Origin of the sequence: Bradyrhizobium tropiciagri (assembly GCF_018130505.1) — a bacterium.
In the GTDB taxonomy this organism is placed as follows: Bacteria; Pseudomonadota; Alphaproteobacteria; order Rhizobiales; family Xanthobacteraceae; genus Bradyrhizobium; species Bradyrhizobium tropiciagri_B.
In genome coordinates this window covers 377,595-404,035 of sequence record NZ_JAFCKH010000006.1, presented here as the reverse complement: position 1 = coordinate 404,035, position 26,441 = coordinate 377,595, and the positions used below count along the sequence as shown (strand labels likewise).

General features: G+C 63.6%; 19 protein-coding genes and 1 pseudogene. 10 read left to right on the top strand and 10 right to left on the bottom strand.

Features of this window, described 5'->3' with window-relative positions:
- Window positions 1-30 precede the first annotated feature (30 nt).
- The 3 genes from JQ633_RS18070 to JQ633_RS18060 all read left to right on the top strand — a co-directional run bounded on the left by JQ633_RS18070 (window position 31) and on the right by JQ633_RS18060 (window position 3,197).
- The gene (locus tag JQ633_RS18070) at window positions 31-270 is read left to right on the top strand and encodes a DUF1127 domain-containing protein (protein ID WP_211986401.1); all 240 of its coding nucleotides are present in this window, start codon (window positions 31-33) and stop codon (window positions 268-270) included.
- A gap of 293 nt (window positions 271-563) precedes the next feature.
- Window positions 564-1,331: an SDR family NAD(P)-dependent oxidoreductase gene (locus tag JQ633_RS18065; RefSeq protein WP_211986400.1), complete on the top strand. Its 768-nt coding sequence runs from the start codon at window positions 564-566 to the stop codon at window positions 1,329-1,331.
- Window positions 1,332-2,054: 723 nt separating this feature from the next.
- On the top strand, window positions 2,055-3,197 hold the full coding sequence (locus JQ633_RS18060; RefSeq protein ID WP_211986399.1) for an ABC transporter substrate-binding protein: 1,143 nt from the start codon (window positions 2,055-2,057) through the stop codon (window positions 3,195-3,197).
- A 225-nt stretch (window positions 3,198-3,422) separates the two neighbouring features.
- On the opposite strand, the gene JQ633_RS18055 is transcribed toward JQ633_RS18060, so the two are convergent.
- Both JQ633_RS18055 and JQ633_RS18050 read right to left on the bottom strand, forming a co-directional pair.
- Complete coding sequence (locus JQ633_RS18055) at window positions 3,423-3,632, bottom strand: hypothetical protein (RefSeq protein ID WP_211986398.1); 210 nt, start codon at window positions 3,630-3,632, stop codon at window positions 3,423-3,425.
- A 164-nt stretch (window positions 3,633-3,796) separates the two neighbouring features.
- A complete protein-coding gene (locus tag JQ633_RS18050) occupies window positions 3,797-4,084 on the bottom strand; it encodes a hypothetical protein (protein WP_211986397.1) in 288 nt (95 codons plus the stop codon).
- A gap of 154 nt (window positions 4,085-4,238) precedes the next feature.
- Between JQ633_RS18050 and JQ633_RS18045 the strand changes: the two genes are divergently transcribed.
- Window positions 4,239-4,691, top strand: coding sequence for a hypothetical protein (locus JQ633_RS18045; RefSeq protein ID WP_211986396.1), 453 nt, complete (start codon window positions 4,239-4,241; stop codon window positions 4,689-4,691).
- 832 nt (window positions 4,692-5,523) lie between these two features.
- A complete protein-coding gene (locus JQ633_RS35590; RefSeq protein ID WP_433995663.1) occupies window positions 5,524-5,895 on the top strand; it encodes a DUF4279 domain-containing protein in 372 nt (123 codons plus the stop codon).
- Window positions 5,896-5,946: 51 nt separating this feature from the next.
- On the opposite strand, the gene JQ633_RS18035 is transcribed toward JQ633_RS35590, so the two are convergent.
- The 3 genes and pseudogenes from JQ633_RS18035 to JQ633_RS18025 form a co-directional block, all read right to left on the bottom strand.
- Complete coding sequence (locus JQ633_RS18035) at window positions 5,947-9,075, bottom strand: efflux RND transporter permease subunit (protein ID WP_211986394.1); 3,129 nt, start codon at window positions 9,073-9,075, stop codon at window positions 5,947-5,949.
- A 30-nt stretch (window positions 9,076-9,105) separates the two neighbouring features.
- Entirely contained in the window at window positions 9,106-10,353 is a 1,248-nt protein-coding gene (locus JQ633_RS18030) for an efflux RND transporter periplasmic adaptor subunit (RefSeq protein WP_211986393.1), read from the bottom strand.
- Between the two features lie 151 nt (window positions 10,354-10,504).
- Window positions 10,505-11,855: pseudogene (locus JQ633_RS18025) on the bottom strand (CoA transferase).
- Window positions 11,856-11,962: 107 nt separating this feature from the next.
- Between JQ633_RS18025 and JQ633_RS18020 the strand changes: the two are divergent.
- Complete coding sequence (locus tag JQ633_RS18020) at window positions 11,963-12,250, top strand: hypothetical protein (RefSeq protein ID WP_211986392.1); 288 nt, start codon at window positions 11,963-11,965, stop codon at window positions 12,248-12,250.
- A gap of 240 nt (window positions 12,251-12,490) precedes the next feature.
- Here the strand turns inward: JQ633_RS18020 and JQ633_RS18015 are convergent, their stop codons facing one another.
- Genes JQ633_RS18015 through JQ633_RS18005 form a run of 3 tightly spaced genes read right to left on the bottom strand, consistent with a single transcriptional unit; the run spans window position 12,491 to window position 18,271 of the window.
- Window positions 12,491-15,946 carry an error-prone DNA polymerase gene (locus JQ633_RS18015; RefSeq protein WP_211986391.1) on the bottom strand — a complete coding sequence of 1,152 codons (3,456 nt, stop codon included), beginning with the start codon at window positions 15,944-15,946 and terminating at the stop codon, window positions 12,491-12,493.
- Window positions 15,943-17,586 (bottom strand): Y-family DNA polymerase, encoded by a 1,644-nt coding sequence (locus tag JQ633_RS18010; RefSeq protein ID WP_211986390.1) that lies wholly within the window; start codon window positions 17,584-17,586, stop codon window positions 15,943-15,945. Before JQ633_RS18010 ends, JQ633_RS18015 begins: the two co-directional genes overlap by 4 nt.
- A complete protein-coding gene (locus JQ633_RS18005; RefSeq protein WP_211986389.1) occupies window positions 17,480-18,271 on the bottom strand; it encodes an ImuA family protein in 792 nt (263 codons plus the stop codon). Before JQ633_RS18005 ends, JQ633_RS18010 begins: the two co-directional genes overlap by 107 nt.
- Before the next feature lie 170 nt (window positions 18,272-18,441).
- Here JQ633_RS18005 and JQ633_RS18000 point away from each other — a divergent pair, with 170 nt between their 5' ends.
- The 3 genes from JQ633_RS18000 to JQ633_RS17990 all read left to right on the top strand — a co-directional run bounded on the left by JQ633_RS18000 (window position 18,442) and on the right by JQ633_RS17990 (window position 23,378).
- Window positions 18,442-19,677 (top strand): putative DNA modification/repair radical SAM protein, encoded by a 1,236-nt coding sequence (locus JQ633_RS18000; protein ID WP_211986455.1) that lies wholly within the window; start codon window positions 18,442-18,444, stop codon window positions 19,675-19,677.
- A 149-nt stretch (window positions 19,678-19,826) separates the two neighbouring features.
- Entirely contained in the window at window positions 19,827-21,281 is a 1,455-nt protein-coding gene (locus JQ633_RS17995; RefSeq protein WP_211986388.1) for a UdgX family uracil-DNA binding protein, read from the top strand.
- 468 nt (window positions 21,282-21,749) lie between these two features.
- The gene (locus JQ633_RS17990; RefSeq protein ID WP_211986387.1) at window positions 21,750-23,378 is read left to right on the top strand and encodes an inorganic phosphate transporter; all 1,629 of its coding nucleotides are present in this window, start codon (window positions 21,750-21,752) and stop codon (window positions 23,376-23,378) included.
- 212 nt (window positions 23,379-23,590) lie between these two features.
- Here JQ633_RS17990 and JQ633_RS17985 read toward each other — a convergent pair whose 3' ends face one another.
- Both JQ633_RS17985 and JQ633_RS17980 read right to left on the bottom strand, forming a co-directional pair.
- Window positions 23,591-24,451 carry a lysozyme inhibitor LprI family protein gene (locus JQ633_RS17985; RefSeq protein WP_211986386.1) on the bottom strand — a complete coding sequence of 287 codons (861 nt, stop codon included), beginning with the start codon at window positions 24,449-24,451 and terminating at the stop codon, window positions 23,591-23,593.
- A gap of 43 nt (window positions 24,452-24,494) precedes the next feature.
- Window positions 24,495-25,667 (bottom strand): M20 aminoacylase family protein, encoded by a 1,173-nt coding sequence (locus JQ633_RS17980; protein ID WP_211986385.1) that lies wholly within the window; start codon window positions 25,665-25,667, stop codon window positions 24,495-24,497.
- Window positions 25,668-25,896: 229 nt separating this feature from the next.
- Here JQ633_RS17980 and JQ633_RS17975 point away from each other — a divergent pair, with 229 nt between their 5' ends.
- Window positions 25,897-26,322: a hypothetical protein gene (locus tag JQ633_RS17975; protein WP_211986384.1), complete on the top strand. Its 426-nt coding sequence runs from the start codon at window positions 25,897-25,899 to the stop codon at window positions 26,320-26,322.
- Window positions 26,323-26,441 lie beyond the last annotated feature (119 nt).

The window sequence follows — 26,441 nt, the reverse complement described above, 5'->3', positions numbered from 1 at the left end:
TTGTGAACAGTCCAGACAGGACACACCCACATGAGCACGATCCGCGGGACCACCAAGCTCGGACCGCTCACCGCAAGGCGGCAGGTCTACAGTCCTCTCGAACCATATTGGAATGCATTTCAGGAGTGGCGCAAACGGCAGACATTGCTGGCCGACCTGTGCAACCTGAGTGACAGGGAGCTAATGGATATCGCTATTACGCGCAGTGAGATCGACTACCTCGCTGCGCATCGAGGTTACGATCCGCGAGACGTCCTATATGGCGAATGAATGCCGATGTCCGGCAGCGGGGGGACGGTCGGCGTACTTAGGGCTAGAGGCGTCGTGGCGCAGATGTTGACGTCCGATGTGGGTCACAAGCCGACCACGGCGTCCGCTTGAGCTGGTCGGCTTCCCTCCTGGCAGCGGACAGTGTGGCGTTTTGAGAAAACGTCGGCTACGGGCCACAAGCGGGCGCCAAGAAGTAAGCTCAGACGACCATTGTCTCAGCCCAACTAGCAGCGTTACTCTCCGGTAGGCGTGTCTTCCTAAAACGCAAAAACCGGGCAGATGGAGCCGACGAAATGGACCTTCAACTTGCCGGAAAAAAAGCACTTGTGACCGGCGCAAGTCGGGGAATCGGGCGTGCCATTGCCGAACGCCTTGCAGCGGAGGGAGCTAACGTCGCGATTTGTGCGCGCAACGCAGAAACCGTCGAGGATACAGTCAAGGAGTTGGAGTCCAAAGGTGTAACGGCGTGGGGAGACGCCGTAGACGTGAGGGACACTACAGCGCTTCGGGATTGGGTCGAAGGCGCGGCAGCGGCACTTGGCGGTATCGACATTTTGGTGGCAAATGCCAGCGCTCTATCTTTCGGCCTGAGTAGTGAAGCGTTTCACGCCGCATTGGATGTCGATTTGATCCACACGGTGACGGCTGTCGAGGCCGCTATGCCGCATATTGAGCAATCGCGGTCAGGCAGCATAGTGGCTATCGGTTCGATTGGGGGAGTGGAAGATTCCGAACTCAACTCCTATACGATGGTATCTTACGGAGCCATCAAGGCAGCGCTGCACTTCTACATCAAGTCATTGGCCCGAACTGTCGCACCCAAGGGGATACGCGCCAACGTCATCAGCCCTGGTTCGACATTCTTCGACGGTGGTGCTTGGGATCAGATCAAGAAGCAGGAACCTGAACGCTTCCAAAATGCGGTAAAGATGATTCCAATGGGGCGGATGGCGCATCCCGATGAAATCGCAAACGTCGTCGCGTTCACGGCGAGCCCGGCTGCGAGCTATGTCACCGGATTGAATCTGGTTGTTGACGGAGCCTTCACGCGACGCGTTTAACTGGTTCTCCAGACTGGAGCTTGTGCTGCATGGGCCGGGCCACGGTAATCGTTGGATGTCCGCAATGGGTCAAAAGCCGACCATCGCGGCCCGGTCGGCTATCCTCCCGAACGCAGCCATGCCGGCACTCTGAGCCTAGGACCGGTGAGGCCACAATCCTAAACATTTTCAAGTTTAATTACAGCGTGTCCGGTCGTTAGCTGTTTATCTTTGGTTGATTTTGATTGGCTTCAGACAAATGGAGTGCACTATCACCGGACGAAAGTCAGCAAGGGAGTTGGATCACTTGGCCCGACCCAAACGAGCGATGTTCGCCGCTGTCTTGGCGTTCGTCCTCTCACTATGCTCGACGCGCTTGACGGCACGCACCAAAACTGAGCGCATCCGATGCCGCCGCACCTACTGAGCAGACGATCAGCGCGTGCAAGCAGCAGTACTCGGCTTTGAAGAATGAAGTAGACGAAAAGGCGGAGCCCATCAGGAGGGCAAGGCAGCAGACGGTCGCCCCAGAGGAGCTTTGCCGGTCAATTGCAAGTTATGAAGAAGCCGAACTTAGGATAATCGGCTTTGTCGTAGCCAATTCAAAGAAGTGTGGCTTTTCCCACCGGCTTACTCAGGAGCTCATAGGCGTGCACAAAACTACGAGCACGTTAAAGGAGAAGGCGTGCGGAAACGCCAGGAAGCCTCTACGTTTCGGCTGACGATTAAGAGGTTGGCCGCCTGATGTCCGCTCAACCCCTAACAGCGGCGGAAAAGCTGACGTCTCCCGAGGTCGCTGAAGGGCCAACCGGAAGCCAGATTCATCCGATGAAGTTGCCCTCTGGTGTCGATATTCCTATGCTGGTGGCTCGAACATCAGCCAGAGGTGCATTCATGAAATTGCGCTGGAGGATAATCGCGTCAATCCTTGTTATGGTCGCGTGCGGAGATGCAAGCGCGCAGCAACCGAACCGGCAGTTCCGGGTTGGAATCATGTCGAATACGACTGCTGCCGTCTTCTTTGATCAACTCCGCGAAGATTTTGCAAATCTGGGATATGTCGAAGGTCGCGACATTACTTTCGAGCCGAGATGGGCTCAGGGGCAGTTGGACCGTCATCCCGGTTTTGCTGACGAGCTTGCTCGTCTTGAACTCGACCTGATCATGACCTACGGCGGGGTGGCAACCGCTGCTGCGCAAAAGGCAACCAGCACGACCCCGATCGTGTTTACTATTGTCACTGATCCGATCGCGCTCGGTCTTGCTCGTGACATGAGTCGTCCCGGCGGCAATGCCACGGGAATTACCAGCCTCGACACGCAGCAAGCCGCGAAGCAATTTGAACTCCTCAAGGAGGCATTGCCGAGCATCTCACGGGTGGCGATTCTGAGCGACGACACGCTGCCCGGCGCCGATGCGAGTGGGTTCGTCCCGATCGAGAGGGAAAATCGCGCAGCAGCAATTGCAGTTGGGTTCGAGCCTTTCGTCGTGAGGATCAAAGGCCCGACCGCCGAAGCGAAACTGGATGAGGCCTTTGCGGAGATCATGAAGCACGATGTACAGGCGATCGTGATCGTCGAAGCGCCGGTTGTTTTCCCGCATGCAAAGCGCATCGCGGAGATTGCCGCTGCGAGAAAGTTGCTGACCGTGTTTCCCGGGAGCCAGGGAGCCGCGGGCGGGCTGTTCGCCTATGGTACCAGCGTGATCGACACATTTCCCAGAATGTCAATCATTGCGGATAGAGTTCTCAAGGGGACAAGGCCCGCCGAGTTGCCAATTGAAATCATGAGAAAGCGAACGTTGATCGTAAATCAGCGGGTAGCAAAAGCTGTTGGAATCACCGTACCCGCAAGCATCTTGCAGCGAGCAGACCGGGTCGTTGAGTAGGAGTCCAACACGATGGCGGACGTCTGCAAGGGGTCAGAAGCCGACCACCTCCAATTGTCCCGAGCCGCCAATCGCGACCGAACTGGGGACGTCCGGTTCTCCTCGACGAGCCGACGTTCCCGACGGTCATGCAGATCGTCAGCTATGGGCCAAAAACTGACAATCGCCAAAAGTCGGGGTGACCTGTTCGAATTTCGCCGCTGTTGAAATGTGGAAACCGCCACGCTAGTGGCGCGCGAGCAGGGCGAAGAATTTCCATACCAACACTATGCAATAGCCGAGAAGCACTAGCGCAACTGAAAGCAAGGTGGGAAACAACACAAAGCCATCGCCAGGACCCGGAGCTTCGTCGGCGGGAATTGCCGGAAGCAGGAAAAAGCAAAGACGAATATCGAGATAATCTGCCAGAAAATGGCCATCACATGCGGCCACCATTTCAGCCTCTTAAGCCTGCGGGAGAACTGATGGGCGGCAACGGGAGCCCAGAAATTGAGAATCACGGACAGCGGAACACCAATGCTCGGTGAAAGCGTCGTTGGGTAAGGGTCGGCTGTCATTGAGAGTCCTCGTTCAAGCCAGCCTTGCGCGGCATGACCGTTTCAAAAGGGTGAATCACCTACCTGAATGGATCGTCCAATCACCAACGCAGCAAAGGTCGTAAACAACAACGCTCCGTAGATCACGAACCTCTTGATCTGACCCGGCGCGGCAAAGACCTTGCGGTGATCAGCCATCAAAGCCATCCCCGTCCACGGTCGTCTGATAAAGGTTGAAAGAGGTAAGCCGGCCGCCTGCATGAACTTCACCTGAGCGATAGTCGCACCGAACATCGCGCAAGCCGCTATCGCATAGAAGAAGATAACGGCTGCATCGATAAGGTAAGTCATATAGCCGTCAAACCTGCGAGGGCGTTGACACTCAGCGGTAGGTTGTAGAATCCGCTCCGTCAACCAAAAAATGGATCGCGGTGCTAAACGATGAACGACCCGGTTGCGGCTTCCGCAAAGGGTCATGAAGGCAAGATCGGATCAGGCTGTGGGCATGAGACTGTTTGTTCTGATTGTGACAACATTGTTGGTCGTCCGGCCCGCTCCCGCCTGTGTATTATATGGGCCGGGCTCGATGTCCCCAAAATTGCCGACCAGGTGGGAAAGCAAATCGCTGGTCGCTAGAGTTCAGCCGCTAAAACTCGTCCGGCCAGATTGGGCGCACGATGATAGCTGGCGAGAGACGGGGCGCATCCGTGTTCGCGTCATTGAAGCCCTAAGAGGTTTCAATGAGGGGCAAATCTTCGTTGTTAGAACAGGCTGGGAAGGAGATCGATGCGGAAGGCTCTTCCCAAATGACAAAGCGAAATTTGAGGAGTTCGCTAAGGGCACCTATTATGTTGGAGGCGACTTCCGAACGATTGGCGGTTTTGCCGGACAGGATTTTCGGGTGATTGGCGGGGAAAAGGTATTTCTGAGTTTTTGGCGCTGGGAGGACTACAAGTAACCTTTGCGACGATGGAAGACTCAATGGCCGTTTTGTCCTCGCGTGCTTGCTGCCTTTCCCATCTGACCTCGTCCGCTTCGGGTCAAAAGCCGACCATCGCGGCCCGCTCACCTTGGTCGGCTATCCTCCCGAACGCAGCCATGCCGGCACTCTGGGGCTAGGTCCGGCAAGGGCCCGATCCTAAACATTATCAAGTTTAATTACAGCGTGTCTGATCTTTAGTTGCCTATCTTTGGTTGATTCTTATTGGCTTCAGGCAAATGGAGTGCACCATCACCGGACGGAAGTCAGCAAGGGAGTTGGATCACTTGGCCCGCCCCAAACGCGCGATGTTCGTCGCTGTCTTGGCGTTCGTCCTCTCACTATGCTCGACGCACTTGACGGCCGCACCAAAACTGAGTGCATCCGGTGCCGCCGCGCCCACAGAGCAGACGATCAGCGAGTGCAAGCAGCAGTACTCGGCTTTGAAGAATGAAGTAGACGAAAAGGCGGAGCCCACCAGGAGGGCAAGGCAAGAAGTGTGGCTTTTCCCACCGGCTTACTCAGGAGCTCATAGGCGTGTACAAAACTACGAGCACGTTAAAGGAGAAGGTGTGCGCGAACGCCAGGAAGCCTCTACGTTTCGGCTGACGATAGGAAGAGAGCCTAACGACCGCTTCGGGTCACGAGCCCCCTTCAATTTAAGCCACAACGCGTCAAGGATGGTCTCCTGCCCGCGCGATGTGGCCAAGGGCGAAACAAGGTGCGCAAGGTGAAGCAAGAAGGCATAGGTCCCGAACAAGAGGGGGCGACACGGCGCTTCCATGTCGAACTCTTCATTATACACCCGACGATGGACCCAGCAGACATCAGCTCAGCACTTGGTCTGGTAGCTCACAATTCTCACCGCGTCGGAGACCTCAGGAAGACGCCAAAAGGCACTCCGCTTGCGGGAAACTACCGCGATACGCGGTGGAGGCATTGTGTCGAGTGCAGCGTCACGGATCAGTGGTATGCCGCAGAGATCACGAGGTTGCTGGATCGCCTTGAGCCTCACAGAGCGTTTTTCGCAGATGTTAAGTCAACGGGCGGACAGGCCTGCATCATCATCCAATTCTTTGGCGACGGGTATTTGTCGGATGAGATAATGCCTTCCACACTTGCAAGGCTCGTCGAGCTTGGGTTGGGTCTCGGCATTGAATGCTTCACAGGCTCGCAATCATGACCACAAACCACCGGTGAGGTCCGCAGCGGGTCACAAGCGAACTTCGGCCGGCTAGCGCTCCTTCGGGCGGCGCGAGAAGTAGGAGATCAGCACCGGCAGCGTGATCAGGATCACCAGCGGCGCCAGCAGCATGCCGGTGACGACGACGATCGCGAGCGGCTTCTGCACCTGCGAGCCGATGCCCTCCGACACCGCCGCCGGCAGCAGGCCGACGCCGGCGACCACGCATGTCATCAGCACCGGCCGCAGCTGCAGCTCGCCGGTGCGGATCACCGCGCGCATCCGGTCGTAGCCCTCGTCGATCAGCTGGTTGAACTGCGACAGGATGATGATGCCGTCCATCACGGCGATGCCGAACAGCGCGATGAAGCCGATCGCCGCCGACACGCTGAACGGAATGCCCGAGATCAAGAGCCCGAGCACGCCGCCGAAGATCGCCATCGGGATCACGCTCATCGCGAGCGCCGTGTCGACCATCGAGCCGAAATTGAAGAACAGCAGCACCGCGATCAGCGCGAGGCTGATCGGCACCACGATCGACAGCCGCCGGATCGCGTCCTGCAGATTGCCGAATTCGCCGACCCACTCGACATGCGAGCCCGGCGGCAGCTGCACCTGCTCGGCGATCTTCTGCTGCGCCTCGGTGATCGCGCTGCCGAGATCGCGCTCGCGCACCGAGAACTTGATCGGCAGGTAGCGCTCCTGCTGCTCGCGGTAGATATAGGCGGCGCCCGAGATCAGGTTGATCGAGGCCACCTCGCTGAGCGGGATCTGGGTGATGCCGCCATTGGGATTGGCGACCCCGATCCGCAGATTGTGGATCGCCTCGGCGCTCTTGCGATATTCCGGCGCGAGCCGAACGATGATCGGGAAGTGCCGGTCGCTGCCGGGCTCATAGAGATCGCCGGCGGTGTCGCCGCCGACCGCGACCTTGATGGTGGCGTTGATGTCGCCCGGCGACAGGCCGTAGCGCGCCGCCCGCGCCCGATCGACGTCGATCTGGATGGTCGGCTGTCCCAGCGAGGTGAACACCGCAAGGTCGGTGACGCCCTGCACGGTCGCCAGCACCGACTTGATCTTGTTGGCGGTGTCGGTCAGCGCCTGCAGGTCGCTGCCGTACAGCTTGATCGAGTTCTCGCCCTTCACGCCGGAGACCGCTTCCGACACGTTGTCCTGCAGGTATTGCGAGAAGTTGAATTCGACGCCGGGGAATTTCTCCTGCAGCTGCGCCAGCAATTGCGCGGTGAGGACGTCCTTGTCGTGGGTGTTGGGCCATTCGCTGGCCGGCTTCAGCGGCGCAAAGAATTCCGCATTGAAGAGGCCGGCCGCGTCGGTGCCGTCGTCGGGACGGCCGTGCTGCGAGACGACGGACACCACCTCCGGCCGGCTGCGGATCATCCGCCGCATCTCGTTGACGTAGGCGTTGCCTTCCTGCAGCGAGATCGTCGGCGGCAGCGTGGCGCGGATCCACAGATTGCCCTCTTCGAGCTTGGGCAGGAATTCGAGGCCGAGGAAGCGCGAGAGGACGATGGTCGTGACCACGAGGGCGGCAGCGCCGGCCATCACGACCTTGCGGTTGGCGATCGCCCAGTTCAGCGCCGGCAGATAGATCGCATCGAGCTTCTTGACGATCCAGGTCTCGGTTTCCTCGATATGCGCCGGCAGGATCAGCGCGCTCAGCGCCGGCGTCACCGTGAAGGTCGCGAGCAGGCCGCCGGCCAGCGCGTAGGCATAGGTCCGCGCCATCGGGCCGAAGATGTTGCCCTCGACGCCGCTCAGCGTGAACAGCGGCAGGAACGCGGCGATGATGATCGCCGCGGCGAAGAAGATCGAGCGCGAGACGTCGGCGGCCGCCGACAGGATCGCGTGGCTCTTCATCCCCATCACCGTGTCCTCGGAGATGTGGCTGCGCTCGTCCTCGGACAGCGCGGTGGTCTGCGACAGCCGGCGGAAGATCGCCTCCACCATGATCACGGTGGCGTCGACGATCAGGCCGAAATCGATCGCGCCGACCGACAGCAGATTGGCGGATTCGCCGCGCAACACCAGGATGATCACGGCGAAGAACAGCGCGAACGGAATCGTCGCGCCGACGATCAGCGCGCTGCGGAGGTCGCCGAGGAAGATCCACTGCAACAGCACGATCAAGAGGATGCCGACCACCATGTTGTGCAGCACGGTGTGGGTGGTGAGCTCGATCAGGTCCTTGCGGTCGTAGATGCGCTCGATCTTCACGCCCGGTGGCAGGATCGAGGAATTGTTGATCTGGTTGACCAACTGCTCGACGCGGGCAATCGTCGGCGAGCTCTGCTCGCCGCGGCGCATCAGCACGATGCCCTGGACGATGTCGTCGTCATTGTCGAGGCCGGCGATGCCGAGCCGCGGCTTCTCGCCGATCGTGACATGGGCGATGTCGCGGACCAGCACCGGGTTGCCGCCGGACTGCGAAACCATGGTGTTGTTGAGGTCGTCGATCGAGCGGATCAGGCCGACGCCGCGCACCACCGCGGACTGCGAGCCGATGTTCACGGTGTTGCCGCCGACATTGATGTTGGCGTTGGAGACCGCCTGCAGCACCTGCGGCAGGGTCAAGCCGTTGGCGACCAGCTTGTTGAAGTCGACCTGGATCTCGTAGGTCTTGGTCTTGCCGCCCCAGCCGGTGACGTCGATCACGCCGGGCACCGCGCGGAAACGACGCTGCAGCACCCAGTCCTGCAGCGTCTTGAGGTCGAGCACGCTGTAGTTCGGCGGCCCCTTCAGGCGGTAGCGGAAGATCTCGCCGATCGGGCTGAGCGGCGAGATGCCGGGCTGCACGTTGCCCGGCAGCGGCGTCAGCTGCGCCAGGCGGTTGAGCACCTGCTGTAGCGCCTCGTCATAGGTGTAGTCGAAGGAGAACTGCAGTTTGACGTCGGAGAGGCCGTACAGCGAGATGGTGCGGATGGTTCTAAGGTTCTTCAGGCCCGCGACCTGGGTCTCGATCGGGATCGTGATGTAGCGCTCGATCTCCTCCGCCGAGAGGCCCGGGCTCTGCGTCACGATATCGACCATCGGCGGGGTCGGATCGGGATAGGCCTCGATGTTGAGCTGCTTGAATGCGATTACGCCGCCGATCAGGACAGCAACGAACATGGCCACCATCAAGTAGCGGCGATTGACGGCTAGGGCGACGAGGCGATCCATTTCAGATCGGCGCTTTCAGCTAAAGGGAAGTTACGTGCCGGAGGCGGCACGGTCGATGAAGAGGCTTCCCTTCGTCACGATCTGCTCGCCCGGCTTGAGATTGCCGGCGACCTCGACGAGGTCGCCGTTGATGAGGCCGGGCTTGATCTGGCGCAGCTCGATGGTCTTGTCGTCGGTGCGGGCGACCCAGACGCGCACCTGGTCGCCCTCGTAGATCAGCGACTGCTTGGGCACGCCGACCGCGGGGTGATCGCCCTTGGAGAACAGCGTCACATTGGCGAACATCTCGGGCTTCAGGCGATTGTCCACATTGTCGATGGTGGCGCGGACCAAAAGACGGCGCGAGGTCGGGTCGATCGCGGCGGCGACATAGTTGACCCGGGCGTTCAGCAGGCGGCCCGGCAGCGCCATCACGCTGAAGGTGACGTCCTGCCCGACCGCGACGTTGTCGGCGTCGGACTCGCGGACGTAGGCGATCAGCCACACGGTGGAGAGATCGCCGATCACGTAGACCGGATCGCTGGCGCCGGTCGCGACATACTGGCCGGGACCGGCCTTGCGCTGCACCACGGTGCCGCCGATCGGCGCGAACACCGTCGTCTCCGGATTGAGGCGGCCCTTCTGCTGCAGCGTCGTGATGGCGTCGTCGGCGAAGCCGAGGATGCGCAGCTTGTTCTGCGCCGCCTCGAGCTGCGTCTGCGTCGAGCGCGCGTCGTTCTGCGCCTGCACCAGCGCCGCCTGCGCCTGCTGATAGTCCTTCAGCGGGATCGCCTTGCCCTCGGACAGATCCTTGGCGCGCTTCTCCTGGATCTGCGCGAGGTCGAGCGCCGACTGCGCCTTGTTGAGGCCGGTCATCGCCGCGATGTAGTCGTTCTGCGCCTGCACGGTGTCGGCCGCCTCGATCACGAACAGCGGCTGGCCCTTCACCACGGCATCGCCCGGCCGCACCATCAGGCGGGTGACGCGGCCGGTATAGGGCGAGTACACCGGGGTGGAGCGGTCCTCGTCGATCCCGATCTTGCCCTCGGTGACGAGCTCGGAGCGGAAGGTGTGCTCCTTGACGGTCTGGAAGGTCAGGCTGGCCCACTCGGCCGGCGTCGGGGTGTAGCGCGAGGCGCCCTTGCGCGACTGGCTGGAGACTTCCGAAGGTGTCTGTTTGTCTGTGCTGAAACGCTCATAGCCGTAAGCGCTCGCGCCGGCGACCGCCAGCACGACCACGACCGCCCCGAGGCGTTTGCGGCTAAAGCTCTGCATTCCCTTGGTAAGCTCTTTCAGCATGCGGTCCGGGGGCTCGATTGTTTCAGCTTCCGGCGGGACGGCCCCAGCGGTGCGCTAATAGTGCCGAATTGGCGCGGCAAACAAGATAAAAATCGCACGACGTCAGCAGGTGAGGTTAAAGTTCGAATAGCCTGAACGGCGGCTGAATGCATCATCCGGGAAACTCCGGGGGATGGCTGCCGAGCGGCACCGCCGGACGGCTCCAACGGGCCGGGGTTTTCGGCAGCGCGGCTGCGTGCCGGACCGAGCTCAATGTGCCAAAACCGGATGCAAGGGCTTCCATGTAGGGCGCGACCGTATCGGCCTTCAGGTCTTCGGCCGAAAGGCCGCCCGCGACGCGGCCGAGATTCCACAGCCAGCGCCCGGTTTGTGCCAGCGAGACCCGGACGTGCCAGCTGCCGCCCTCGCGGGCCTGCCGCGCCTTGGCCATCATGGCGCCGAATGCCATGAAATAGCCGGTGGCGTGGTCGAGCATCTGGGCCGGCAATTCCTTCGGACCATCGACGCCGGTCGCCTGCCCTTCGGCATGGTTGAAGCCGGTCGTGGTCTGCACCAGGGAGTCGAAACCGCGGCGTTCCGCCCACGGTCCGGCATGGCCGTAGGCCGACAGTGTCACATAGACGATGCCGGGATTGATACGCGCCGCCTCCTCCGCCGAGAAGCCGAGCCGGGCGATCGCCTGCGGACGATAGCCCTGCGAGCCGGCCCTCCTCGGTCGTCAGCTTGGTGTAAGCCGAGAGCTTGCCGCGGCCGGTGTCGATGGTGAGCCACGGGATCGCCGGCAGATCGGGGCTCGAGATCAGCAGCACGTCGGCGCCATGGGCCGCAAGCGTGCGCCCGGCGACCGGACCGGCGATCACGCGCGACAGGTCGAGCACGCGGATCCCGGCCAGCGGCCGCGTTCCCGCCGGCCAGGGCTTTGGCGCGGCCTCGCCGATCTTCTCGATCGAGATCAGCGGCAGTGTCGCCAGTTGCTTCGCATGCGGCGTCGCCGACCATTCGTCATAGGAGCGCATCTTCGCGACGACGCCGCCGGCAGCATAGGCCGCGGTCTCGAACGCCTCGCCGTCCCATTGCAACAATGCGGCCTGCACGTCGTCGCGCTCGGCGTTGCAGTTCAGGACCCTGCAGACGGCGTCGCGGTGATGAGGGAAATTGGTGTGGAGGCGGACGAAGCCGTCGCGGACGCGGTAGACGCCGGCGATCTTGTCCCAGGTCGGCGGCGGCGGCTTGTCGTCGACGCGCAGATAGCGCTCGCTGCGGCACTCGACGACGGCGTGGCGCATGTCGACCGCCACCTGCTGCGCCTCGCCGCTGCGCGCTCTCCAGATTTCGGCAGCGGCAAGGCCGGCGGCGGCGATGCTCGCCTGCGCCGCCGCGGCGACGCGAAACGTCGACGGCAGTTGCGGCTCGCTGCCGGTCAGCGTGACCGCATCGAGCGCGGCCGGAGCGCCATCGGCGCCGGTCCAGATGTCGGCGAGGATTTCTCGGACGTCTTGCATGCGCGTTTCCTCTTTTACGGTTGTTCTATGCGCGAGCATGATGACAAAAAGGCGGTGCTTGATTGTCTCATCATGTCCTGCTCTGCCCGACCCGAACAGGAGTTGCAATGGCTGCCATCGATCCCCTCACCGCCGGCGCGGTTTTCCTCGCGACCGCCGGCACCGACGCCGTCTATGTCATGTTCACGTCAGCTGTCGTCGCCCGCAAGCGCGTGCCGGCGGCGACCTGGAGCAGCATCTGGTATCTGCTGTCGTCCTATGCGGTGATCAGCTACACCGAAAACTGGGTCTACGTCGCCTTCGCCGCGATCGGCTCCTGGGTCGGCGCCTACGCATCACTGACCTTCCTGCACCGCCCGCCGGGCGGACCGCCGGTGGGAGCTTCGGTGGAGTAGTGGGCGACGGCGGCGCGTCGTCCTGGCGTCATCCGACAATTGCCATTCGGGGTAATGGGTCCTGGCTTTCGCCAGGACGACACTGAGTTAGTTGCGCGAGCGCCCGCCAAACACAGTGTCATCACCCGGCTTGACCGGGTGATCCAGTATTCCAGAGGCAGCGGTGCTTGAACCGAGAGGCCGCGGCGTACTGGATCGCCCGGTCGAGCCGGGCGATGACAGTGTGCAATGACGGCTGAATCAATGGAAATCCCGTGACGGCGGCAGGATGCGGACATCGCGGGGATGGCGGATTTTTTGCGGGGAGTTCTCGCCGTGGTCGCGGCGGTCGTCGTTGAGCGGCTCGATCAGCGCGGGGCCGGCCGGCACCGGATGCTTGCGGGACAACGATTCGTTGGCGAGGCCGATCAAATCGTGGGAGCGGTCGGTCATGCGCTGCGCCACCAGATGGGTGACGCCTTCCGGGCTGCTCTGAATGTAGCCCTCGACCAGGATCAGCCGCGCGCCCATCACCTCCTTGCGATACTGCTCCATCACCTTCGGCCATACCACGATGTTGGCGATGCCGGTCTCGTCCTCCAGCGTCATGAACACGACGCCCTTGGCGCTGCCGGGCCGCTGCCGCACCAGCACCACGCCGGCGCAGCGGACGCTGCGGCGGTCGTTGCTCTGGTTGATCGTCGCGCAGGCGACGATGCGCTCCCTCGTGAAGCTCTCGCGCAGGAATTCCATCGGATGGCCCTTCAGCGACAGGCGGATAGTCTGATAGTCGGCGACCACCTGCTCGGGGCGCGGCATCTCCGGCAGCGGTTGTGCGCCCTCGTCCGGCTGCTCGCGCGCGGTGGCCGCCTCGAACAGCGGCAGCGGCACGTCGTCGGGCAGCCGCCGCACTGCCCACAGCGCCTCGCGGCGGTCGAGCCCGAGTGAGCGGAACGCATCGGCATCGGCGAGCAAGATCAGCGCGCGTTTCGGCAGCGCCGTGTCGCGGGCGAAGTCTTCCAGCGAGGTGAAGGGCTTTCGGTTACGCGCGGCGACGATGCGGTCAGCCCAGTCTTTCGCCCCATCGTCATTCCGGGGCTCGCGAAGCGAGAGCCCGGAATCCATTGGGCCACAACCCTGCTGAGGAATGGATTCCGGGTTCGCGCTGTGCGCGCCCCGGAATGACGATTGGATACGTTTCAGCCGCTCCTCATCCTCATCGAGCCAGTGGAAACCATCGATCTGGCGAAAGCCGAGCCGCACCGCGCAGTATTTTCCATCCCGCTTCTCCAGCGTGTTCTGCGCGAAGCTATGGGAGACGTCGACCTCGCGCACGGTGACGCCATTCTTCCGGGCGTCGCCGACGATCTGGGCCGGGGCGTAGAAGCCCATCGGCTGCGAGTTGAGCAGGCCGCAGCAGAACGCGTCGGGATGATGGTGCTTCAGCCATGAGGAGATGTAGACCAGCTGCGCAAAGCTCGCGGCGTGGCTTTCCGGGAAGCCGTAACTGCCAAAGCCCTTGATCTGGTCGAAGCAGCTGCGGGCGAAGTCGGGCGAGTAGCCGCGCGCGACCATGTTGCCGACCAGCTTGTCCTCGTAGCTGCCGATGGTGCCGAGGTTGCGGAAGGTCGCCATCGAGCGGCGCAGGCCGTTGGCCTCCTCGGAGGTGAACTTCGCCGCCTCGATCGCGATCCGCATCGCCTGCTCCTGGAACAGCGGCACGCCGAGCGTCTTGTGCAGCACGTTGTAGAGCTCGTCCGGCGGCCCGTGATCGGGCGACGGCGAGGGATAGCTCACCAGCTCCTGCCCGTTCCGCCGCCGCAAATAGGGATGCACCATGTCGCCCTGGATCGGGCCGGGACGCACGATCGCGACCTCGATGACGAGGTCGTAGAAGGTTCGCGGCTTCAGGCGCGGCAGCATGTTCATCTGGGCGCGGCTCTCGACCTGGAACACGCCGAGCGACTCGCCGCGGCACAACATTTCGTAAACGTCCTCGTCATCCTGCGGGACGGTGGCGAGCGCCCAGCGCGCGTTCTTGTGCAGGTCGATCAGGTCGAAGCATTTGCGGATGCAGGTCAGCATGCCCAGCGCGAGCACGTCGACCTTCATCATGTTGAGCGCGTCGACGTCGTCCTTGTCCCATTCGATGAAGGTGCGGTCGTCCATCGCGGCATTGCCGATCGGCACATAGGTGTCGAGCCGGTCCTGGGTCAGCACATAGCCGCCGACATGCTGCGAGAGATGGCGCGGAAACTCGATCAGCTCGGTGGCGAGCTCGACCGCGAGGTTGATCATCGCATTCTTCGGGTCGAGCCCGGCCTGCCGCACCTGCATCTCGTTGAGGCCCTTGCCCCAGCTGCCCCACACGGTGTCGGCGAGCGCGGCGGTGACGTCCTCCGTCAGCCCAAGCGCCTTGCCGACGTCGCGGATCGCGCTGCGCGGGCGATAATGGATGACGGTGGCGATGATGGCGGCGCGATGCCGGCCGTAGCGGCGGTAGACATATTGCATCACCTCCTCGCGCCTGACGTGCTCGAAATCGACGTCGATGTCGGGCGGCTCCAGCCGCTCCTTGGAGATGAAGCGCTCGAACAGGAGATCGACCTTGGTCGGATCGACCGAGGTGATGCCGAGCACGTAGCACACCGCCGAATTCGCCGCCGAGCCCCTGCCCTGGCACAGGATGCCCTGGCTGCGGGCGTAATGGACGATGTCGTGCACGGTGAGGAAGTAGTGCGCGTATTTCAGCTCGGCGATCAGCGCGAGCTCCTTGTTCAGCGTGGCGCGAAGCTTGTCGTCGATCTCGCCGTCGAAATAGGTATCCACGCCGGCCCAGGTCAGGTCCTCCAGATGCTGCTGAGCGGTCTTGCCCGGCGGCACCGGCTCGTCGGGATACTGGTATTTGAGCTGGTCGAGCGCGAAAGAGATGCGCGCCGCGAAGCGCATGGTCTCGGCGATGGCCTCGGGCCAGTCGCGGAACAGCCGGGCCATTTCATGCGCCGGCTTGAGATGCCGCTCGGCATTGGCCTCGAGCTTGCGTCCAACAGCCTCGATCGTGGTCTTCTCGCGAATACACGTCAGCACGTCCTGCAACGGACGGCGTGCGGGATGATGGTAGAGCACCTCGTTGGTGGCGAGCATCGGCACGTCGGCCCTGGTTGCGAGATCGTGCAGCCGCGCCAGGCGGCGTCTGTCATCGCCGCGATAGAGCAGGCTGGCGGCGAGCCAGACGCCGTCGGCGGCGCTTGCCTTCAGGCGCGCGAGCAGGTCGTGCGATTTCACCTCGTCGAAGCGATGCGGCAGCGCGAGCACCAGGAGCTGGCCCTCGGCGAAGTCGATGAGATCGGACAGCGTGAGGCGGCAGTCGCCTTTCTCGATGCGTGTAATGTCATCGCCGCGCTTGCCGCGGGTGAGCAACTGGCAGAGCCGGCCGTAGGCCGCGCGGTCGCGCGGATAGACCAGGATGTCGGGCGTGCCGTCGATGAAGACGATGCGGGCGCCGACCAAAAGCTTCGGCGGATGCACCACCTTGTCGCTGTCGAGCTCCTTCCAGGCGCGCACCACGCCTGCCAGCGTGTTGTGATCGGCGATCCCGATCACGGGGATCTTCAGTTCGCTCGCCTGATGCACATAGGCGCGCGGATCGGAGCCGCCGCGCAGGAAGGAGAAATTGCTGGTGATGCCGATCTCGGCATAATCGGGCGGCGCTTTCATGCGAACAGCCCGTGCACATACCATTTGGCCGGAACGGGCTCGCCCTCCTCGTCCGTCAGCTCGCTTTCATAGAGGCCGTCGCGAAAGATCCAGAAGCGCTGGCCCTCGGCATCCTCGACGCGGAAGTAATCGCGCGTCAGCGACGCACCGTCCTGCTTCCACCATTCCATCGCGATGCGTTCGGGGCCCTCAACCCTGACCACCGCGTGCAGCGCGCGCCGCCAGGTGAATTGATGTGGCGGCCCGTCAGGCACGGTCGCGAACGGCACATTGATCGGCTCCGGCCGCTCGAACAGCCTGAGCGGCCGCAGCGGCGGCTCGCCGGCGACGCGTTCCGGCCAGGCCGCGGCGCCGGCGGCGGCCAGATGATGCTGCGCCGGCAGGGCGAGCGAAGCACGCTCGGGGATGTGGCTCTGCAGCGGCAGATGCACGACGACGCGTTTTCCGCCGATGCGGGCGGCGATGCGGTCGATCAGCGCGGACAGCCGGTCATTGTCGTGCACATTGGCGTCGAGGTCGCGCTGCTGCTGCACCACGAGCTCGGTGCGGCCGGCGGCGAGGCGAATGAGATCGAAGCCGAAGCCGGGGTCGAGCGGATCGTTCAGGCTGTCGAGCCGTTCGCGGAACAGGCGGTCGATCAGTTCGGGCTGCGTCACCGGACGCCCGGTCTCGACCATGATGCTGCGCACCGCGCCGTCGGTGCGGAAGAAGCTCGCCTCCAGCTGCCGCGCGCCCTTGCCCTGCTTGTCCATCGCGGCGACCAGCATTCTGGCGAGGCTTTGCAGCGTCAGCGTCACCACGGTGTCGGTGGCGATGGGTTCGGGGAAGCGCTTCTCGACGATGTAATCCGGCAGCGGCTTGCGCGGGCTGATCGGGGCGTCGCCGCGCCCGAGCGCGTGGCCGAGCAGCGTGGTGAAGGCAGCGCCGAACCGCGCCGAGATCTCGTGCGGCGCGCGCGCGGCGACATCGCCGATGGTCTTCAAGCCGGCGCGGCGCAAGCCGGTGGTGATGGCCGGATCGGCGCCGAGCGCGGCGACCGGCAGCGGGCCTGTGGCCTCTGCCTCCTCGCCGCTGGCTGCGATCGTTCCCGAGGCGCAGCGCGTCAGCGTGCGCGCCGCGATCGAGGTGCCTGCGATCGCGGCGCTGACGGCAAAGCCGCGGCGGCTCAGCGCGCCGGTCGCGATCTGCAGCAGCGCGCGCTCGCCGCCGAACAGATGCGCGCAGCCGGTGATGTCGAGGAACAGGCCATAAGGTGCGTCGAGCGCCACCAGCGGCGTGAAGCGGTCGCACCAGTCGGCGATGTCATCAAGCGTCTTGGCGTCGGCCGCGGGATCGGCGTCGTAGACCGTGAGCTCCGGACAGATCGCCCGCGCATTGGCGAGCGGCAGCCCGACCGACAGCCCAGCGCTGACGGCGGCCTCGTCGATGGAATGCAGCAGGATGGCGTTGTGGTCCTTTGCGACGACGACGCTGGGGATGTCTTGCTTTACCTCCCCCGCAAGCGGGAGAGGGAGCCCTGACACCTGCCGTGCATCAACTCGCGAGACGGACTGCCCGAGCTTGCGCTTGATGCGGTCGATGGGCAGGCGTGGCAGCCAGAGGCTGAGGATACGCCGGCGGTTCACTGAACTGGCACTCATCACATTTCCATTCCATGATCCATCGCCCGACCGGGCCATGACGGTTGCGCACGAGTTCGGCGTCGAAGCGTGGCGCGCCCCACACAGTGGAAGCGCTGCCCGGCGGCGAATGCGCCGCGCGCACGATCCAGCGCGTCTCCGCGGTCGAGGGAATCGGCGTCGCCGCGATCCGCAGCAGCAGCGCCGAAACGCCGGCGGCTTGGGCTGCGAGCGTCAGCTTGCGGCTGGCGACGAGGTCGAGCTGGCGCACATTGCCCCAGACTTCGAGCACGACCGCGCCGAGCGCATCGCAGGCGAGCGCATCGGCCGCGGTGCGCAAGGCGGCATCGACATCGGCGGCACGCACGGTGACGAGCAGGCGCGGATCGAGGCCGAGCTCGGTGAGCCCGCTCATCGACAGCACACCGTTTTCGCGATCTGAAAAATCCTGCCGCACCCAGACCAGCGGCTTGCGCGGTGACAATCGTCCGGCAAGGCCCGTGATGAAGCCGGTCGCAGCTCCCGCCTGATGGCCGTCGGCGAACACCTCATGCAGCGTGGCCGGCGCCAGCCCGCCGCGCAGCATCGCGTCCGCGCCGGCATGGCCGAGCGCGATGCGGTTCGGCAAACCTGTATCCGTCGGCGCCTCGATGCGCGCAATGCTGCCGCGCAGGGACGCAAGCGTGCTCATGCGTGCGCCGTTCATATGCGCCGCTCCTTCAAACCAAAGATTTGATGCCGTTACTGGTCCTGAACAGAGAACCAGGGACTGGCTCATTTGTTCATGCTATGTTCTAATATAAAGCTAACAGGACCGGATGAGTCAATCGCTTCGCGGATTTTCTTGATTCATCTTTGGAATCAAAGGGATTCATGATGGACGTGGAACGCAAGCTGGAGATCCTGGCGGACGCCGCGAAATACGACGCCTCCTGCGCCTCCTCCGGCACCGAGCAGCGGGACTCCAGCGACGGCAAGGGCCTCGGCTCGACTGCGCCGGGCATGGGCATCTGCCATTCCTACGCCCCGGACGGACGCTGCATCTCGCTGCTGAAAGTACTGCTCACCAATGCCTGCAATTACGACTGCCTCTATTGCGTCAACCGCGCCTCCTCAAACGTGCGGCGCGCCCGCTTCACCGTCGACGAGGTGGTGAAGCTGACGCTCGACTTCTACCGGCGCAACTACATCGAGGGCCTGTTCCTCTCCTCCGGCATCATCCGCAGCGCCGACTACACGATGGAGCAGGTCGTAAGCGTCGCGCGCAAACTGCGCGAGCAGCATCACTTCCGCGGCTACATCCATCTCAAAACCATTCCGGAGGCCGATGACGCGCTGATCGCGGAGGCCGGCAAATATGCCGACCGCCTCTCGATCAACATCGAGATGCCGGAGGAGACCAGCCTCGCCAAATTCGCGCCGGAAAAGGACGTGCGCGCGATCCGCCGCACCATGGGGCGCTTGCGGCTGAAGCTCGACGAAGCCGCGGAGGCACGCGCGACGAAGACAAAGCCGCCGCGCTTCGCGCCGGCCGGCCAGAGCACGCAGATGATCGTCGGCGCCGACAGCGCGAGCGACAACACCATCCTCAAGACCAGCGCCAATCTCTACGGCGCTTACCGGCTCAAGCGTGTCTACTATTCGGCGTTCAGCCCGATCCCCGATGCGAGCCGCGCGCTGCCGCTGATCGCGCCGCCGCTGGTGCGCGAGCATCGGCTCTACCAGGCCGACTGGTTGATGCGGTTCTACGGCTTCGACGTCGGCGAGATCGTCGACGGCACTGCCAGCGGCATGCTGCCGCTCGACATCGATCCGAAGCTCGCCTGGGCGCTGCGCCACCGCGAGCGCTTTCCGCTCGACGTCAACCGCGCCAGCCGCGAGGAATTGCTGCGCGTGCCCGGCTTCGGCCGCAAGGCGGTCGACCGCATCATCGCGACGCGACGCATCAGCGCGATCCGCACCGCCGATCTGGCGCGGCTGCACATCCCCAGGAACAAGGCGCTGCCGTTCATCGTTCTCAGCGATCACCGCCCGTCAGCGCGGTTGCTCGATGCGGAGGGATTGGCGGAACGCTTCAAGCCGAAGGCGACGCAATTGGGATTTGGGTTTTGAGTACCACACCCTCCGCCGTCATCCTGAGGTGCGAACGCAGTGAGCCTCGAAGGATGAGAGATTTGCGCCCGTAATTCATCCTTCGAGGCGCGCAAGAGCGCACACCTCAGGATGACGGCGGAGGATGCGGAGAGAAAAAAGAGCGTTAGATGCACACCATCACCCTCGACAGCGCGACTGATTTCGACGGCTGGCGCAAGGCTGCGCGGCTGCTGGCGCTGAACGATGTACAGCCGCAGGACGTGACCTGGACCGTACGCGGCGGGGAGCCGGAATTGTTCGCGGCGGAGATGGACGAACTGCCCGAGGCGACTGAAGGCACCTTCAACGTCCCCGCAAAATTCGTCGAGCTGGCGAAGGCGGTGATCCTGCATCGCAATCCCGAGCGCTTCGCCCTACTCTATCGTTTGCTGTGGCGGCTGCGCGGCCATCACGACCTGCTCAATGCCGCCACCGATGCCGACGTCGCCGAGATCAATGCAATGGCCCGCGCGGTGCATCGCGACGAGCACAAGATGCACGCCTTCGTGCGCTTCCGCGAGATCGGCCGCGAACAGAAGGCACACTATGTGGCGTGGTTCGAGCCCGAGCACCACATCGTCGAGCTCGCCGCGCCGTTCTTCGCAAAGCGCTTTGCCGACATGCCGTGGTCGATCCTCACCCCCGACGTCTGCGCGCATTGGGACGGCCACGAGATCGCGATCACACCGGGTGTCGCCAGATCGGAGGCGCCGGGCGAGGACCGGCTCGAGGAAACCTGGCGGCGCTATTACGCCGCAATCTTCAATCCGGCGCGGCTGAAGGTGAAGGCGATGCAGACCGAGATGCCGCAGAAATACTGGAGGAACCTGCCCGAGGCGTCGATGATTAAGCCACTGATCGAAAGTGCGGAGCGCGCGACCAGCACCATGATCGCCAATGAGCCAACCGAACCGCACAAGCCGCAGCAGCGTCAGGATGCGCCGATGGCGAGCAAGGCCCGCAAGACGGCAGACGAGACGACCGGCACGATCGAACAGCTGCGCGAGGAAGCCGCCGGCTGCCGCGCTTGCCCGCTATGGAAGAACGCGACGCAGACCGTGTTCGGCGAAGGCCCGCAAACCGCATCGATCATGCTGGTCGGCGAGCAGCCCGGCGACAAGGAAGACCTCGCCGGCAAGCCGTTCGTGGGCCCGGCCGGGCTGATGCTCGATCGCGCGCTCGGGGAGGCCGGCATCGACCGACGCAAGGCCTACGTCACCAATGCGGTGAAACATTTCAAATTCGTGCCGCGCGGCAAGATCAGGCTGCATCAGAAGCCGGCGACGCCGGAGATCCGCGCCTGCCGGCAATGGTATGAGCGCGAGCTGGCCGCGATCAAACCCGATCTCGTGGTGGCGCTCGGTGCGACCGCGGCGCAAAGCGTGCTTGGCAAGATCACGCCGATCAACCGGAACCGCGGCCATCTGATCGAGCAGGATGGAACCAAGGTGCTGGTGACCGTGCATCCCTCCTATCTGCTGCGGCTGCCGGATGAAAACGCCAAGGCGCTGGAATATCAGCGCTTTGTCGACGATCTGAAAATCGCCGCGGGCTGGCTGCGCCGATCCGCCCGCGCCGCCTGAAAAGCGGGAACCACACATCGGCGTGAAATTGTTGAGAATGCTGATAAATACCTACAACCTTTAATTGATCCGTGATACCGTAGTATATCGGTGACCCTTTGGGCGTCATGTTCACGCCATGACGTACCCTGAGGTCGGCGCGCTGCACGGTTCGCTAGCCCCAATCGTGCAGCGCGCGACCTCTCTCCGGCTCTCCCAGCGATCGTTTTCCCGCCGGCCGGCCTTTCCGAAGGTTCGCGCACGCGGGGGCTCGCACGCGGCGCAACATGACCGCACCGATTCAGCTGATGTCCGCGAGCGCGCGGGTATTAGAACGATTCCAATCAGAAGCCCGAAATATCTGCGCAGAAGAGGAGCGGCCGTCCGCTCTCTCGCCACAGTCGTTCCGGCGAACGGTTGCGACTGTCATTCAACCTTCAAGTCCCTGAGCCACAAGTGGGTCTCTCATTGTAGACGAGGGGCGTCAGAATGACCGACATCACACTCAATTCATCCATAAGCGAGGGAGCGCCGATTCAACCGGCGTCGCGGCCCAATCTCGACAAGGGCTTCAACCCGCTCACCATGATCCTTTTCTTTGGTATCCTTGCCGCGGGGCTTCTCTACGTCGCCTACAGCATCTACTCGGACGTCGATGCCACCGGCACCAAGGTCACGACCTATCTGCCTTACATCCTGTTGCTCGTCGCGCTCCTGATCGCGCTGGGCTTCGAGTTCGTCAACGGCTTCCACGACACCGCCAACGCGGTCGCCACCGTGATCTACACCCACTCGCTGCCGGCGGAAGCCGCGGTGATGTGGTCCGGCCTGTGGAATTTCCTCGGCGTCTTGACCTCGACCGGCGCGGTCGCGTTCGGCATCGTCTCGCTGCTGCCGGTGGAGTTGATCCTGCAGGTCGGCTCCAGCGCCGGCTTCGCAATGGTGTTCGCGCTGCTGATCGCCGCGATCCTGTGGAATCTCGGCACCTGGTATTTCGGCCTGCCCGCCTCCTCCTCGCACACGCTGATCGGCTCGATCATCGGCGTCGGCGTCGCCAATGCGCTGCTGCGCGGCCGCGACGGCACCTCCGGCGTGGATTGGGGCAAGGCCACCGAGATCGGCTACGCGCTGCTGCTCTCGCCGCTGGTCGGCTTCATCTGTGCCGCCGGCCTGCTCATGCTGCTCAAGATGATCATCAAGAACCCGGCGCTCTACGCGGCTCCGGAAGGCAACAAGGCGCCGCCGCTCTGGATCCGCGGCCTCTTGATCCTGACCTGCACCGGCGTCAGCTTCGCCCACGGCTCGAATGACGGCCAGAAGGGCATGGGCCTGATCATGCTGATCCTGATCGGCACCGTGCCGACCGCCTACGCGCTGAACCGCGCGCTGCCGGAATCCCAGGTGGTCAAGTTCCAGCAGACCTCGGAGGCCGCCTCCAAGGTGATCGCCTCCAAGGGCGCCGGCCACAACATCATCGGCGATCCCCGTCCCGCGGTGACGCAGTACGTCACCTCGCACCATATCAGCGAAGGCACCTATCCCTCGCTGTCGGTGCTGGTGAAGGACATCGGCGACCAGGTGCTGAAGTACGGCTCGCTGAACAAGGTGCCGGCGGAAGCCGTCGGCAACACCCGTAACGACATGTACCTGACCTCCGAAGCGCTCCGCTTCCTGATGAAGGACAAGGAAAACGACCTCAACAAGGAAGAGGTCGCGACCCTGAACGCCTACAAGGCCTCGCTCGACAGCGCCACCAAGTTCATCCCGACCTGGGTGAAGGTTGCGGTCGCGATCGCGCTCGGCCTCGGCACCATGATCGGCTGGAAGCGCATCGTCGTCACCGTCGGCGAGAAGATCGGCAAGACCCACCTGACCTACGCGCAGGGTGCCTCGGCCGAGTTGGTCGCCGCCGCCACCATCGGCGCCGCCGACGGGTTCGGCCTGCCGGTCTCCACCACCCACGTGCTGTCGTCAGGCGTCGCCGGCGCCATGGCCGCCAACGGCTCCGGCCTGCAGGTCGCAACGATCAGGAACATGGTGATGGCCTGGGTGCTGACCCTGCCCGCCGCGATCCTGCTCTCGGGCGTGCTCTACGTGATCTTCGCGCGGGTGTTCTGATCCGCGCGAGCCACACCGGCTCACAAATGCGAAGGCCCGCGCCAATGGCGCGGGCCTTTTGCTTTAGGCTAAATCAAGCCACACCGTCATTGCGAGGAGCGACAGCGACGAAGCAATCCATCCTTCCGCACGGCGGAGAGATGGATTGCTTCGCTCCGCTCGCAATGACGGCGAAGCAACCACTCACATCGCCATCGCGTTCGACGGCGTCATCACGGCTTCTTGGGAGCGGGGTCCGCGCGGCTCACGTCCGCAGGCGGAAAGGTCGCCGCGAACAGGCAATCATGCATCCACTGTTCGTCGGTCAGTCCAACACTCGTATCGGGATCATACTTCCAGAGATCCGCCGCGCGCGGCGCCGGCGTATTTTCGGATGGGATAGGGTTCGTGTTCCAGTGCGCAATGGCCTTGGTCTCGGCATCGTCGTTGGGGTCCGGACATCGCTCGGTGGTCCCGGCATAGCCGATGGAGCAACTCGCCACCGGTTTGGGAGCACCGTCCTTGAGGATGCTGACAAGCCAGTATTCGGTCTGGTGACCGCTTGCCCACTCCAATCCCACGCTGCAGATTCGGTCGTTGTTCTGGCGATGCCCCTCGCCAAAGCAACCGTAGCTCCAGTTTCCATAAGGTGGAGGCAGCACAAAGCAGGACGTTCTGTAACCGGCGAAGCTGCCGCCGCTGTCGCGGGAAACGTTGTCCCGCTGCCGCTCCATCCTGTGGATCAGCTCGGCGGTCTGCAGACTGTCCATGCGGTCACGCGTGATCTGGAGCAGCGCCGGGCGCTGGTCCGTCTCTTCATCTTCCGCCTGGCCAAATTCGCGGGCCCCCTGCGAACGAACCTGCAGCCAACGCCGTTGGCTCTTAATCAGCGCATCGTGGAAGTCCGGATCGATCGTCTTCTTCAGCAGCTTGAAATAGGCCGTGCTCATCGCTGCGTCCGCCTGCTTCAAGTCCGGCGTGGTGCAGATCAGCCTATCGACCCGCGAGGAAGCCTTCGCGCAGTCGAGCGCAAGGACCGGCGGTGCGCCGATCACGATGAGTACGCCAACAGCCAACGCGAGGCCGGACTTCATCCGTTGCACCGCTGGGACACTGCGCACAAGCAGGGCCGACGGCTCACGCCGCCAGCGCGGTCTCCACGATCTTCACGAAGTACGAGGTGCCGTAGACGATCGCCTCGTCGTTGAAATTGTAGGCGGGGTGGTGCAGGCCGGCGCTGTCGCCGTTGCCGCAGAAGATGAAGGCGCCGGGGCGGGCTTCCAGCATGTAGGAGAAATCCTCGCCGCCCATCAGCGGCGGCATCTCGTGCACGTTGGACTCGCCCGCGACCTCCCTCGCAATGCGGCTGGCGAATTCGGTCTGCGAGCGGTGATTGACGGTGACGGGATAGCCGCGCTTGTAGTCCAGCTCGATCTTCGCGCCGGTCAGAAGGGCGACGCCCTTGACCACTTCGCCGATGCGCTTCTCGACCAGCTGGCGGACTTCCGGGGTCAAGGTGCGGACGGTGCCGCGCAGCTCGGCGGTCTGCGGGATCACGTTGCGGGCATTGCCGGCGTGGAATTCGCAGATCGAGACCACGGCGGAGTCGAGCGGATCGACGCTACGCGACACCACCGACTGCAGCGCGGTGATCAGCTGCGCGCCGACCATCACCGAGTCGATGCATTTGTGTGGACGCGCGGCGTGGCCGCCGAGCCCCTCGATGCTGATATTGACCTCGTCGGTCGACGCCATGATCGGGCCCGGGCGGATCGCGAACGAGCCGATCGGAATGCCGGGGCCGTTATGCATGCCGTAGACCTGCTCGATGCCGAAGCGGTCCATCAGGCCGTCCTTGATCATCGCGGCAGCGCCCGCGCCGCCCTCCTCGGCCGGCTGGAAGATCACCACGGCGGTGCCGGCGAAGTTGCGCGTCTCGGCGAGATAGCGCGCCGCGCCGAGCAGCATCGCGGTGTGGCCGTCATGGCCGCAGGCGTGCATCTTGCCGGGCGTCTTGGAGGCGTAAGGCAGGTTGGTCGCTTCCTGGATCGGCAGCGCGTCCATGTCGGCGCGCAGGCCGATCACCTTGACGTCGCCATTGCCGGCCGGCCTGCTGCCCTTGATGACGCCGACCACCCCGGTCTTGCCGAGGCCGGTCACGACCTCGTCGCAGCCGAACTCCTTCAGCCTGTCAGCCACGAATGATGCAGTGCGGTGGACATCGTAGAGCAGCTCGGGGTTTTCATGGATGTCGCGGCGCCAGGCCTGGATATCGGGTTGCAGATCGGCGACGCGGTTGACGATGGGCATGAGAGTTCTGGCCTCGAAGGTTGGACTGCTGGTGCCTGTCTAGCATGCAAGAGCCGGTCCACCCAACAGATGTGGGCATGCCTCCGCCCGGGACTTGCATGCCCGCGACGCGCGGCATCTGGTACGATCCCTCCGACCAAAGCCCAATGGTGCGGGAAATGCCCCGAGCGGATACTCGTCCAGGTTTCCGCGCCGAAATCTTCCCGCTCAGGAAAACAAGGACGGCCGTATGACGCCGGATCAAGCGGTCCTGTTCTCCACCATCATCCTGCTGGTGCCGATGGGCTATTTCCTGCTGGCGGCGCCCGCCTTCCTGCTCGTGAAGCTCGACGTCCCGCCGGTCACCCGGCTGATGCGCGGCATGTTCAATGCCTATTTCCTGGTACTGACAGGCTCCGGCGTGATCGGCACGCTGGCCTTCGCCGCGGCGGGCCGGTTCGTCGTCGCGCTCGGCATCGCCTCGATCGCGGCTTTCGCGGTGCTGGGGCGGCGCTGGTTCTTGCAGCGGATGGACGCTGCCGCCGATGCCAGGGACGCCGGCGATCCGCGCGCGGTGCGGCGGCTCCGCCAGCTGCACTGGAGCGGCATGGCGTGCAACGCGGTCCAGGTCTTCGTCCTGGTCGGCAGCATTCCCTACATGGCGCCGCCGGCCTGATTGGCCCGCGGCGGCGGTTCTCTATTGCGCGCAACGGCCGCGGCGACCGGGTGAGCGAGATCACATTGCCGCTTGACGCATGATCATCCGGCGCACGCCCGGCATTCGGTGTCGCACTT